Below are 12346 nucleotides of genomic sequence, written 5' to 3' on the forward strand. Positions count from 1 at the left end.
TTTCTCAAAGCTCAAGGCCTTACAGGATCACGTCGAACCAGGCGTGGCTGCAGCAGGAAAGTTGATCCATGTCTATCGTGACCGAGTTACGAGTTCGCTACGCTGAAACGGATCAGATGGGCGTGGTGTATTACGCGAATTACCTGGTGTGGTTTGAGGTAGGACGCGTCGAGTTTCTGCGTTCGCTCGGCTTTGACTACAAGCAGATGGAGATGGAAGATGGCTGCATTCTGCCGGTAGTCGAGGCGAGCTGCCGCTATCGTGCTCCAGCGCGCTATGACGATGTGATTTTGATTGAGGCTGGCCCGATCATCCTGAAGGGCTCGCTGCTCAAGTTTGCTTATCGCATCTTCCGCGCATCGAGTGCGCGGGAAGGGCAGTTGCTGCTGGCAGAGGGCGAAACAGTGCATATTGTCTGCGATGCCAGCCTGCAGAAGTGCCTGATGCCAGAGCGCTATGCAGCCCCTATTCGCAGCGCGATTCGAGTCTCAGGGTTGGACGATCAGGGCGATGTGGACGGGCAGGATTAAGCCCTGGCTTCCAGATTCGCCGTTCTGGGTTGGATCTTCTGTTGTAAAAAAGTGATGATTGCATCGAGAGGCGTACCGGGTCCAAAGACTTCGGCTACGCCTTTTTCTTTCAGCGCGGGAATGTCGGCCTGAGGGATGGTGCCGCCTAAGACGAGCAGGATGTCTTCAGCCTTTTGCTCCTTGAGCAGCGTGATCAGGCGGGGTACGAGAGCATTGTGGGCTCCCGAGAGAATACTGAGGCCGATGCAGTCTACGTCCTCTTCAATAGCTGCCTGGACGATGCTTTCGGGGGTTTTGCGCAGGCCTGTGTAAAGGACTTCCATGCCCGCATCGCGCAGGGCGCGGGCAATGATCTTCGCACCGCGGTCGTGGCCATCCAGGCCGGCTTTGGCTACAAGGACGCGGATGGGGCGGGTTGGAGTTGCGTGCTGCACTAAGCGGAACGGTACCATAATCCACTATCAGAAAGCGTGCTTTTATTCTGCCCGCAGAATCTCAACAGGATCGATCTGGGCTGCCCGCAGGGCCGGAAAGAATGCAGCCGCAGCGGAGACGAGCACTAGTACGACGCCGACGTATACAAGGGTCGCCGCATCCAGCGCGCTTACTCCATACAGGAACGAACGAACCGCATGTCCCGCAGCCCACGCGCCCGCTATCCCCGGAATCAGCCCCAGCAGCACCATCGCACCTGCCTGGCGCATAACCAACCCCGCGACCTTCAACCGTGAAGATCCAAGCGACATCCGAATTCCGATTTCACGGCGCCGCAAGGCTACCGAATAGGCCAGCACACCATAAATTCCCACTGCCGAGAGAGCCAGCGCGACGATGCCAAATCCTGCGACCAGGCGTAAAGCAAGTTGCCGCTGACCTAACGATTGCGAGATTCCGTCTTGCATGGGCCGTAAACTCATCTCGATCATCGTTGGCGCTTCATCTTTCAGGGCGGCGCGCAGCTCCGAAGACAGCGCCGCAGGCCCCAGCGAAGATCGCACCGCGTACTGAGCCGTCATGTTAAAAATCAGACCTATCGGAGAATTTTTCGGAATCTGCATAGAGTCGACATAGATCATTGGTTGGTACGGTGCACCCAGATCTCCTCCCTGGATTTCATTTTCCACCACGCCGACGACCGTCATCGGTTGCGTGAAGGGGAGGTCGGTGTCGGTATCTCCTGGATCGCGATGAAATTTCAAGGTCGTGCCAAGAGGCTGGCGTCCGTCGAGATATTTTTGCAGAAAGGCTTCATTGACCAGCACCACAAGCGACCCACTTGTATCGTCCTCTGTCAAAAAGCTGCGTCCTTTCAGGAGCCGGATTCCACTTGTATGCACAAAGCTCGTGCTCACCAGGCTGTACAAGGCGGAATCTCCTTTCTGATATGTGCGCCCCGATACATCCGTTCTTCCATCCAATACCATGTTGTAGTTCGAGAAAGGGATCTCGGTCTGCATCGTGACGGATTGAATTCCCGGCAACGCTTCAAACCGGCGTAGCAGGCGGGCTTCTATCTCGCGTGAAAGCTGCTGGTCCTGATTTTGGTTTTCCGGCATCAGGACGAGCGTAGTCACGCCCCGAGGATCGAATCCCAGTTTCACATTCTGGAGCTGCTGCAAAGTGCGCACAAACAGGCCGCTGATGACCAGCAGCACGCATGTGAGCGCAACCTGAAGCGCGACCAGGATTCCAGGCAGCCGAGTCTTCCGCGTCGCATTCTTCGTATTAAATCGCGAGGTTGTCTTTCGCCGAATATTCAATGCAGGCGCGATGGATGCGACCACGCCCACCAGAACGGCAAGCACGGCGGTACCAGCCAGAACGATTGGGCGAATGGACAACTCATCAAAGCGGGGAAACTGATTTCCGTAGGCGTGCCGTATGACCTCAACCGCCGCATAGGACAACGCGCTGCCGAGCGCTGCACTGAACAGCGAAATAAGAATGCTCTCCGTCACTAACTGTTGCAATAGCCTGCCAAAACTGGCGCCCAATGCAGAGCGAACTGTCATCTCCGGCATACGGCTGGCCGCGCGCCCAATTTGCAGATTGGCCGCGTTGGCACACGCGATCAGCAGCAATACGCCGACGCCTCCCAGGAGAGTCAACAAGGGCTTTTGCATATCGCCGACAACCAAATCCCGATACGAGCGCAATCCCAGATGCCTGTCTTGCGCCGCGTTGCCAGGTTCGGAGTGAGCGAAGATGCTTTGCGCATCCGCAAGCGCCTGCTGCATCGAAACACCTGGTTTCAGACGCGCGATTGTCGAAGCCGACTCAAGCTTGTAATCGTCATCGCCCGAGGCGTCGAGCGAAACGGGAACATAGACTATCGGACCGCCAGTTCCTTGAGGAACATGAATGCTCAGGGGAAGCACGCCAATCACCGTGCGGAGTTCGCCTGAGACTTTGATCGTGGAACCAATTGCCCTCGGATCAGCATGAAGCCGTTCGCTCCAGAACTCGTGGCTGACCACAACCACGGGAGATTTCGTATCGGCAGGCAGAATCAAGCGCCCTAATCTTGCCTGCACGCCGAGCATTTGGAAGTAATCGGAAGTCACTTCTGTCAGCACAGCGATGCGTGTTCCATCCGATGCAGTCACAGGCCGCACCATGGTGTTGTATCCGCCGACACCGGTGAAGGAACGATTACCGCGACGCAGCTCATCGATTTCCTTGTACGAGAGCGCCTGGGGCGAAGCATAAGTCCCGTCAGGACTATTTTCGGTATAGACCTGCACCAGTTGCTCAGAATGCGGCAGAGCCACAGGTTGCATCAGCGTCGACTGGATTACGGCAAGCATAGTGGTCACGCAACCCAGCCCGAGTACGAGCGTACATACAAGCGTGGCCGTATATGCCGGCACTCCGCTCAGGCTGCGTACCGCGTATCGAATATCCTGCAGCAACCGTTCCAGCCAGAGCCCACCCCAGACCTCGCGGGACTTCTCGACGGTGAGCCCCACATTGCCGAACTTTTTCTTTGCAGCATGCCGCGCTTCTTCGGGCGACATGCCGTTATTAATGTTCTCTTGTATTTCGATCTCGATGTGCGTTTCGAACTCTCGCAGCAACTGATTCCTGCGCTTCTTCCAGCCAAGCATGATCTAGTCCTCCAGCTACGGATTCTCTTTGGCAACCGGCGCAAGAATGAGCGCAATCGCATTCGAGAGCTTCTGCCATTTCGAAGTTTCCGAAAAGAGTTTCTTGCGGCCCTTTGCGGTCAAACGATAAAACCTGGCCTTGCGGTTGTTTTCTGAAATTCCGTCCACGGCGACGACCAGGCCAAGTTTGAGCAGGCGCTGGAGTGCCGGATAGAGAGAGCCGTGGCCCACCTGCAACACATCGTCCGATCGTTGCTCGATGGAGCGCGCGATTGCATGGCCATGGGCCTGACCCAGGGCAAGGGTCTGGAGGATCAGTAGATCCAGAGTGCCCTGCAACAGCTCAAGTTGGGTGTCCGCGTCTCTAGTCGACATTCGACCTGAATCTATACCGGGCTCAGGTCGAATGTCAAGGGGAAGACCAGAGATGCGGCTTTCAAGCAGGCGGCGTTCGTATTGCGTCTTAGAGGGCGCCCATACTCAATACCGCGGAGCCTTTATGAATTCGCTCAATCTCTTCAAGTTGAGTGAGGAATACATCCAGGGCTGCTGGCTCAAAATCGACATAGAGAACTGTAGACTCAGGCGTGTCAATCTGCGAACCAGAAGGTATACGAAGGTCTACTGAAAAGGCTTCGATTCTTGCACGAATTATTGGATGACCAGCCAGGTCTTTGCAAAAAAAATGAAGGTGGACGGCTCCGCCAGCAATATTAGAACCAAAGCCACCAAACATGAATTCACGTGCATCTAGCACGTCTGTAGGAAAACCCTTCAATTTTGCAGCCACTTCGCTGAGTTTGTGAGTGTCTACATATACATCTGCAGAACCACGAAACCTTGCATTCTCAACTTCTATGCGAACTTCTATTAAATCGAAATCGTGATAGAGGTAAGTGAATTGGAGGGCAGGTCTCATGGGATCAGTAGTACCACAGCCTGGATTCGATTAAAACCAACTTGAGTTCTTGCAATACGGACTCTGAAGTGCAACGCGTTGCGATCCTGCTGTTCATGAATCAGGCCCACATCTCAGAGGAGATAAGTAGGCCTGATTAAATCCGGTTGCTGTTAGAGATTTTTCCTTTGCCTACATCGCTTCCGGTGATTCGATTCCCAGCCAGCTTAGGACTGTTACTAACTCGCGCAGTGCGATTGCTGCGGTTGCAAGCAGGAGTGCTTTCTTTGCCGGGTCTTCTTCGGTGAGGATGTGGTGGCGATGGTAGAAGTTATTGAACTCCTGCGCTAACTGAAAGACGTGGCGGGCTATGTATGCGGGCTCGGATGTGGCGATGCACTGGTCGAGAATCGCCGAACGCTTCGCGCTTCGGAGCCAGATGGCCCAGATTTCATCGGCGTCGTTCAGAGATGAGGAAGCATCGAGTTTGGCGAAGTCTGCAAGGACCTGCTCGGGCGTGGTCTCAGCCTTGCGGAAGATGTTACGGATACGCACGATGGCGTATTGCACGTAGGGGCCAGTTTCGCCTTCGAAGCTGAGTGCGTCTTTGAAATCGAATGCAATGACGGTACCGCGTGTGAACTTGAGCATGAAATAACGCAGCGCACCAATCGCGATCTGTTCGGCTATCTTTTGTCTTTCCGATTCGGCTCGTTCGGGCTGGCGCGTGTCCGTTTCTTTGCGTGTTGCGGCGATAAGCTTGTCGATAAGGTCGTCGGCTTTGACGCCGAAGCCTTTACGGCCGCTGACTTCGATGTAGGGCCGTACAAGGTCTTCTTCGGCGATGGTGTAGCCCAGTTCGACGGCGCAGCGCGGAGTGAGCGCTACCATCTCATAGCTGAAGTGGGTATATCGATCAGCCTCCGCAGTGTGTCCCATGCCGCGCAGGGCTTGAATGACGTTGGCCTGCGGGTCGGACTGGCGTGAGTCGATGACGTTGTAGATGGCCTGCGCCCCGCCAAAGTGCGGATGTGGCTCAACGCCATGTTCGGTAGAGATCCAGCACTCGTGATCGGGATACGTAAAGAATGGCTTGTAGCCGAAGTCGCGACCCAGCAGGCCGAACTTCCAGAGGTGGTAGGCGATATCTTTACCAACGTAGGTCACCGTTCCGTTGGAGCGGACGATGACCTTGGCGTCTTCATCGGCAGTGCCTTCTTCAACTACCTTGGCATCGGGCCGGGTCATGACCCAGCAGCCCTTGTTCTTGCCTTCGGTTTCGAAGTAGAGGACGCCGGTCTGCTTCAACTGCTCGAAGGCCAGATCCCAGAATTTGAGGTGCAGGATCTCGCTTTCGCGGGGCAGGAAGTCGTAGGTAATGTCGAGGCGCAGCATGGTTTCGAGATGGCGGCGCAGGACTGCTGTGGAGATGAGCTCGGCGACCTCTGCGGTTTCGTTGCCGCCTGCTTCGATCTCGTGCAGGGTGGCGTAGCGCAGGGCTTTGCGTTGCTTATTTTCTTCTTCGGTGCCGGAGGTATACCACTGCGAGACGCGTGCATAAACATCCCAGCAAAGGTAGTCAAAGCGCTGCTCGCGCGCCTGATCGCCCTCAGCTTCTTTTTCTGAGATCAGTGTGCGAATTTCAGGGAGCGATTTGCCTTCCAGATGCAGGAAGCCCACGACCACGTCGGCTACCTGTACACCGGTATTGTCGATGTAGTTCTGCACGTCGACCTTTTGACCGGCAGCGCGCAGGATGCGGACGAAAGTATCGCCGAGGATAGCGTTGCGCAGGTGGCCGATATGCGCAGCCTTATTCGGATTGATGCTGGTGTGCTCAACGAGGACGTGGAGACCGGTTTCGCGGGCGGAGCTGTTGTCTCCAGCAGCAAGTTGCGACGCCGCTTTGTCCCGCGCGACACGCACGTTGATGTATCCCGCGCCTGCTACTTCGAAGCTGGCGAAGCCTTGATCGAGACCTTGATCAGGGCCAAGGCTGGCGCTTAGCGCCGCAGCAAGTTCAGTGGCGATGACCTTGGGGGCCTTGCGCAGCTTGCGGGCCAGTTCAAACGCTACGGGGAGAGCGTATTCGCCCATCTTGAGGTCAGGCGGCTGCTCGATGGCAATCGATGCCAGCTCAATGTCGTAGGTGGACTTCAGGATTTCATGGACCCGCGCTAGCAGGCGTTGTTGCAGTTCAAGATACACAGGTGGAATCCTCAAAAATACAATGACAGTCAACCTGATTTTATGCGACACCACTGGCGTCGCGGGCACACTCCTTCAGCTTTGGGCAGGATCGCTATCTGTTTGTGTCGTATCGGTTAAGATGAAGGAAAGGTTATCCAGTCAAAGTTCGAGGCTAATTCCGGCTCTAACTGGTGAAAAAAGTCCCCATGTCGACAAATCCCAGCGGCCATTTTTACATCACGACGCCGATCTATTACGTGAATGCGCGGCCGCATCTCGGTCACGCTTATTCGACTATCGTGTGTGACGCGATTGCGCGCCGCAAGCGGAGCCAGGGCATCCCTACGTGGTTTTTGACGGGCACGGATGAGCATGGCCAGAAGATCGAGCGCTCTGCGGCGAAGGCGGGGAAGACTCCCGCGGAGTTTGCGGCGGCGATCTCGGGTGAGTTTCGTTCCCTGTGGGACCGGATGGGTCTGACGTATGACGACTTCATTCGCACCACGGAAGATCGTCACAAGCGCGGTGTGCAGAAGTTGTTCAGCGCTCTGCGCGACAGGGGTTACATCTACAAGGGGTCCTACACTGGCCAGTATTGCGTGTCAGACGAAGCCTTTGTCGAGGTCGCTCCGGGTGCGCCTTGTCCCGATTGCGGGCGTATTACAGAGACCATCAGCGAAGAGAATTACTTCTTCAAGCTGTCGGCGTTTGAGAGCAGGCTGCTGGAGTATTACGAGGCACATCCTGAATTCATTCAGCCTGAGGCTCGGCGCAATGAAGTGATTGCGTTTGTGCGCAGTGGGTTAAAGGATCTTTCAGTGAGCCGGACCAGTTTTACATGGGGCATTCCGGTGCCAGGCGATGAAAAGCATGTCATCTATGTCTGGATGGATGCGCTCGCGAACTACATGACTGCTCTGGGCTACGGAGCAGACTCAGCAGAGCAGAAAGCCCTCTTCGATCAATTCTGGCCGGCGGATGTGCATCTTGTCGGCAAGGAAATCATTCGCTTTCATTGCGTGTACTGGCCTGCGTTTTTGATGGCCGCTGGGTTGCCTGTGCCGAAGGCGGTCGTGGCGAATGGCTGGCTGCTCTTTGACAAAGCCAAGATGTCGAAGTCAGTCGGCAATATCGTTCGTGCGGAGACGGTGCTTGAGGTGTTGGGAGCGGACGCACTGCGCTACTTTCTGCTGCGGGAGATCAGCTTCGGACACGATGGCAATTTTACGTTTGAGGCGCTGGTGCAGCGGTACAACGGCGATCTAGCCAACGGGTATGGCAACCTGGTGAGCCGCGTGGTGAATATGGTGCACAAGTACTTTGGCGGAGTTGTGCCTGAAACAGGTGTGCCGTGTCCTGCAGAGGATGCGGTCGGCGCTGACGCGGCGCGGACGATTGCCGAATTCAACGTGCAGTTTGAAGCGATGGATTTTTCGCGGGCGCTGGAGACGTTATGGTCGCTGGTCGCTGCGGTGGATGGCTATCTGACGGCGAGCGCTCCTTGGAAGAAGAAGTCGGATGTCGGCGAAGAAGAGTTTGCGGCGATGCAGGCGCGGGTACTGGCAACCGCAGCAGAGGCAATTCGCATCATTACAGGGTTGGTGTATCCGATCCTGCCGGAATCGGCTGGGAAGGTCTGGCGGCAACTGGGATTGGGCGAGATTGAAGAGGCTGCCAGGGGCGGCCAGTTGAGTTCGTTAGCATGGGGCGGATTGCAGGCGGGTACGAAGTTTCTTGAGCCTTCGCCGCTGTTCCCCCGTGCAGAAAAGGATGCGGTTGAGCGTATGCAGAATCTTGAGAATGAAAATACGTTGAGTGCTGTGGCTGCGGTGAGCGGCATCAATCCAGATGCACCGGATGCTCCAAACACACAGGATGCTCCCGAAAAGTCTCGTCCGAGTGATTCGCCGGTCATCCACGAGTTGGATGTGCCGCACTGCGGCACGCAAGAGGCTCCAATCCCCGCACCGATTGCGGAGCCGGAAGTTCCAGTTGCTCCCTCTCTTGTGCCCCCGGCACCGAAGCAGGAAACAGCGCCAGTGCTGGAGGGTGCGCACGAGGGCATTGCCCAGATTGGCATTGAGGATTTCATCAAGGTTGAGTTGAGAGTGGCGCAGATTCTGGTTGCAGAGCGTGTGCCCAAGGCGGACAAGCTGCTGCGCCTGGAGGTCGATCTGGGCTATGAGAAGCGGCAGATTCTGGCAGGTATTGCCCAGTATTACGAGCCGGAAAAGCTGATAGGCCGCAAGGTAGTGATCGTCGCCAATCTCGCTCCGCGCAAGCTGCGCGGGCTGGAGTCGAATGGCATGGTCGTCGCTGCTTCGCTGGGCGATCAGGGCGCGCCGGTGCTGGCTGGATTTTTGGAAGACGTTCCGGTCGGGGCGCGGCTGAAATAATTCCAGGATAAGACAGGAAAGAAGCCCTGGAAGAAACAGGGGCTGGGAGACGATTGCTTGCTGGTAGATTCTCACGCGCATCTGGATAGTTCGCGGTACGAGGGCGAGCTTGCGGAGGTCTTGCACCGCGCCTGGGAAGCCGGTGTCGGTACTATCCTGGCGATTGGAATTGGTGAAGGCCCCGCGCAGATGCATCAGGCGTTGGACATTTGCCGCCAGTTCAATGCGCAGTCTCCCGCGCAGCCGATAGAGCCGATGCAGTCAATGGGGTCGATGGAGCCCAAGGCTCTGAAGGTGCCAAAGCTCTATGCCAGCGCAGGAATTTATCCGCACAATACCCACGAGGCGGATGATGCGGCACTGGCCAAATTGGACCAGTTACTGGCTGAACCAGAAGTTATTGCCTGCGGCGAAATTGGGCTGGATTATTACCACGAGGGCACCGACCATTCGGTTCAAAAGCGGGTGTTCATTCGCCAGATGGAGATTGCCACAGCGCGTAAGCGCCCCATTCTGATTCACTGCAGGCCAAAGGACGGCGACGATACCTGCTGGGACGATACTCTGGCTCTGCTCGGTGAGCATTGGGGATCGACGGGTATAGGCGGCATTCTCCATTGCTTCTCGGGAGATTGGAGCCAGGCGCAGCGGGCTATGGATCTCGGGTTTCTAATCAGCTTTGCCGGGCAGATTACGTATCCCAAGGCGCAGGCCTTGCGGGATGTCGCGATTCAGGTGCCGTTGGAGCGGCTTCTGGTGGAGACGGATGCTCCGTTTCTGGCTCCACTGCCGAACCGAGGCAAGCGAAATGAGCCTGCCTGGGTGGCTGAGACCGCGCGAGCATTAGCTGTGTTGCATGGGCTGGGCGTGGAAGAAATGGCTGACATCACGACTAAAAATTTTCAGCGGCTGTTTCGCCTGTCCTAACAGACTCCCTTTTCAAAAACAACTATCGAAACTGGAATCACCAATATCCATGAGGGTATAAGGAATGTGATTTTGTACGCGCCCGCACATGAGTTATATAACTCATGTGCGGCCAGAGAACATCCTGAGGCAGCAGGTCAATGCCGGTAGCCAATGCTAGTAGTCAATGCAAAAGTGAAGCTACGTTATAGCAATTTGCTCAAAAGAACAGTTTGCATAAAGGAGCAATTCTCGTAGAGAAATGATCCGTAGCTAGCAGGCGCTCATTGAACATCTTGGCTCGTATAGCAGGCACTATGCCATATAGCGGTTTGCGGTGGTGATTTGCTTCGTGAGCAGGTTGCATGTAGACCTATAATTTATCTACGGATCAGTATCCATGTAGGATTACGTCTCCGGGCTGAGGTTATGGGGCTTTACAGGTCAGGCTCCTGTTCACTGAATGCCAATCAGAGGGCCTGTTCCACGCTTATGCGATTGAACTTTCTGGTAGCATACGTGGATACCGCGCTTTTTTGCACGAGACTAATGAATTGATTCTAAAATGGTTAGATTCGCTGTCGAAATGAACGGCTATTTTATACAGCCCGAACGTGTGAAACTTGGAATTGTGAAGTTGAAGGTTGCTATCCATCGCACCTTGATAGGCCGGTAAGCAAGTACCAGCAAGGACGGAGAACAATGGCGCAGGATAACTCGTTTGATATTGTCAGCAAAGTAGAAATCCAGGAAGTAAAGAACGCCATTGATCAGGCAGTGAAGGAGATCAAGGCGCGGTTCGACCTCAAGGACTCGAAGTCGGAAGTAACGCTGGAAGGTAGCGACGCGATTCTGCTGGCATCGGCGGATGAGTACAAGCTTGAGGCAGTGAAGGAAATTCTCGGGCAGAAGCTGGTCAAGCGCGGCATTTCGCTAAAGAACCTGAGCTACGGCAAGCTGGAAGAGGCGATGGGGAAGAGTGTTCGCCAGAAGATTACCTTGCAGCAAGGTGTGCCGATCGAGAAAGCCAAGGACATTGTCCGCATTGTGAAGGACTCGAAGCTGAAGGTGCAGGCAACGATCCAGGGTGATTCTCTGCGGATCACGGGTAAAGATCGCGATTCTCTGCAATCGGTGATTGCACTTTTGCGTGGTAAAGATTTAGGCATCGATTTGCAGTTCACCAACTACCGGACGAATTGAGCGGGATCGAAACAGGTCCGCCAGCATCCAAGTGACAGATACTGTGAGTGGCATCGTAGGAACGGGCCGCAAGACGGACGAGGCAACAGGAAAGCACAGGAACTCCGAACCTTTGAGCACACTAGCAATAGCGACGGCACGGGAAGTCTTCGATCTGCTGCGTCCGGAACTCGCGGCGATTGAGATTGAACTCGGGCGCGATGCGGTTTCGACCGTCAGTACGATTACAGAAATTGCAGAATATCTACGCGTCGGCGGCGGCAAGCGGATTCGCCCCACTCTGCTGCTGCTTTCGGCGCGATGCCTGGGCTATGCGGGCTCAGGAATGATTCGTCTGGGAGCGGTGGTTGAGCTGGTACACACAGCGACCCTGGTACACGACGATATTATCGATGGCGCAGATACGCGTCGCGGTCGGCCCTCTGCAAACACCACCTGGGGCAATGAAAAATGCGTACTGGCGGGCGACTGGCTCTACATGCAGGCCTTCCACATCGCGCTGGAAGAACGTAATTTCAAAGTTCTCGATCTGTTAATCAGCCTCACTCAGCAAATGGTTGAGGGCGAGCTGCTGCAGATTCAAAAGCTGGGCCGCGCGGTTACCGAAGAGGAATATTACGACCTCATCTTCCGCAAGACAGCCTGCCTGTTTGCGGTTTCGATGCAGCTTGGCGCAGCGCTGGCCAATGCTGCTCCAGAGCAGGAAGAAGCGCTCGCCAACTACGGACGCGCTGTCGGTCTGGCCTTCCAGATTGTAGACGATGTGCTGGATCTTACCGCGACCGAAGAGGTGCTTGGCAAGCCAGTCGCCAGTGATCTGCGCGAAGGCAAGACGACTCTTCCCGTGATCCATTCTCTCGAACATGGAACAGCTCTCGATCGCGAGATTCTTCAGCGTGTGCTGGAGGATGGCGGATTTGTCCGTGCAAGCCGCGAAGAAGTGCAGGAGCTGCTGCATCGCAACGGTTCGGTGGAGTATGCAATGGCTGCGGCGGATCGCTATGCAGAGGCTGCCCGTGAAGCGCTTGCTCCGATTGAAGACTCCGAATTCAAACGCGCCCTGCTTTGGGTGCCGGATTTCGTAGTCGCACGGGATCGATAGTCATACGAGATCGA

Annotated in this window: 10 protein-coding genes; 5 read left to right on the plus strand and 5 right to left on the minus strand. The window is 55.5% G+C overall.

Annotation, left to right across the window (positions count from 1 at the left end; genetic code table 11):
* Nucleotides 1-68: 68 nt before the first annotated feature.
* A complete protein-coding gene (locus OHL19_RS08340) occupies nt 69-530 on the plus strand; it encodes an acyl-CoA thioesterase (protein WP_263357182.1) in 462 nt (153 codons plus the stop codon).
* Here OHL19_RS08340 and OHL19_RS08345 read toward each other — a convergent pair.
* The 5 genes from OHL19_RS08345 to OHL19_RS08365 all read right to left on the minus strand — a co-directional run bounded on the left by OHL19_RS08345 (nt 527) and on the right by OHL19_RS08365 (nt 6743).
* The gene (locus tag OHL19_RS08345) at nt 527-982 is read right to left on the minus strand and encodes a cobalamin B12-binding domain-containing protein (protein WP_263357183.1); all 456 of its coding nucleotides are present in this window, start codon (nt 980-982) and stop codon (nt 527-529) included. The genes OHL19_RS08340 and OHL19_RS08345 overlap by 4 nt on opposite strands.
* A gap of 24 nt (nt 983-1006) precedes the next feature.
* A complete protein-coding gene (locus OHL19_RS08350) occupies nt 1007-3637 on the minus strand; it encodes an ADOP family duplicated permease (RefSeq protein WP_263357184.1) in 2631 nt (876 codons plus the stop codon).
* Between the two features lie 15 nt (nt 3638-3652).
* Nucleotides 3653-4012, minus strand: coding sequence for a PadR family transcriptional regulator (locus OHL19_RS08355; protein ID WP_263357185.1), 360 nt, complete (start codon nt 4010-4012; stop codon nt 3653-3655).
* 88 nt (nt 4013-4100) lie between these two features.
* Complete coding sequence (locus OHL19_RS08360) at nt 4101-4556, minus strand: hypothetical protein (protein WP_263357186.1); 456 nt, start codon at nt 4554-4556, stop codon at nt 4101-4103.
* A 171-nt stretch (nt 4557-4727) separates the two neighbouring features.
* Nucleotides 4728-6743, minus strand: a complete 2016-nt coding sequence (locus OHL19_RS08365) for an arginine--tRNA ligase (protein WP_263357187.1) — start codon at nt 6741-6743, stop codon at nt 4728-4730.
* Nucleotides 6744-6931: 188 nt separating this feature from the next.
* Between OHL19_RS08365 and metG the strand changes: the two genes are divergently transcribed.
* The 4 genes from metG to OHL19_RS08385 all read left to right on the plus strand — a co-directional run bounded on the left by metG (nt 6932) and on the right by OHL19_RS08385 (nt 12332).
* Complete coding sequence (metG, locus tag OHL19_RS08370; protein WP_263357188.1) at nt 6932-9121, plus strand: methionine--tRNA ligase; 2190 nt, start codon at nt 6932-6934, stop codon at nt 9119-9121.
* A gap of 57 nt (nt 9122-9178) precedes the next feature.
* On the plus strand, nt 9179-10048 hold the full coding sequence (locus tag OHL19_RS08375; RefSeq protein WP_317890554.1) for a TatD family hydrolase: 870 nt from the start codon (nt 9179-9181) through the stop codon (nt 10046-10048).
* Nucleotides 10049-10729: 681 nt separating this feature from the next.
* The gene (locus OHL19_RS08380) at nt 10730-11230 is read left to right on the plus strand and encodes a YajQ family cyclic di-GMP-binding protein (RefSeq protein WP_263357189.1); all 501 of its coding nucleotides are present in this window, start codon (nt 10730-10732) and stop codon (nt 11228-11230) included.
* A gap of 112 nt (nt 11231-11342) precedes the next feature.
* Nucleotides 11343-12332: a polyprenyl synthetase family protein gene (locus tag OHL19_RS08385; RefSeq protein WP_263357190.1), complete on the plus strand. Its 990-nt coding sequence runs from the start codon at nt 11343-11345 to the stop codon at nt 12330-12332.
* The last annotated feature ends 14 nt before the right edge of the window (nt 12333-12346 follow it).

This window comes from Acidicapsa ligni (assembly GCF_025685655.1).
GTDB classification, from domain to species: Bacteria; Acidobacteriota; Terriglobia; order Terriglobales; family Acidobacteriaceae; genus Acidicapsa; species Acidicapsa ligni.

What these genes read in the sequence shown, in the direction of transcription:
- OHL19_RS08340 (WP_263357182.1), top strand. Translation starts at nt 69, where the DNA reads ATGTCTATCGTGACCGAGTTACGAGTTCGCTACGCTGAAACGGATCAG.
- OHL19_RS08345 (WP_263357183.1), bottom strand. Translation starts at nt 982, where the DNA reads ATGGTACCGTTCCGCTTAGTGCAGCACGCAACTCCAACCCGCCCCATC.
- OHL19_RS08350 (WP_263357184.1), bottom strand. Translation starts at nt 3,637, where the DNA reads ATGCTTGGCTGGAAGAAGCGCAGGAATCAGTTGCTGCGAGAGTTCGAA.
- OHL19_RS08355 (WP_263357185.1), bottom strand. Translation starts at nt 4,012, where the DNA reads ATGTCGACTAGAGACGCGGACACCCAACTTGAGCTGTTGCAGGGCACT.
- OHL19_RS08360 (WP_263357186.1), bottom strand. Translation starts at nt 4,556, where the DNA reads ATGAGACCTGCCCTCCAATTCACTTACCTCTATCACGATTTCGATTTA.
- metG (WP_263357188.1), top strand. Translation starts at nt 6,932, where the DNA reads ATGTCGACAAATCCCAGCGGCCATTTTTACATCACGACGCCGATCTAT.
- OHL19_RS08380 (WP_263357189.1), top strand. Translation starts at nt 10,730, where the DNA reads ATGGCGCAGGATAACTCGTTTGATATTGTCAGCAAAGTAGAAATCCAG.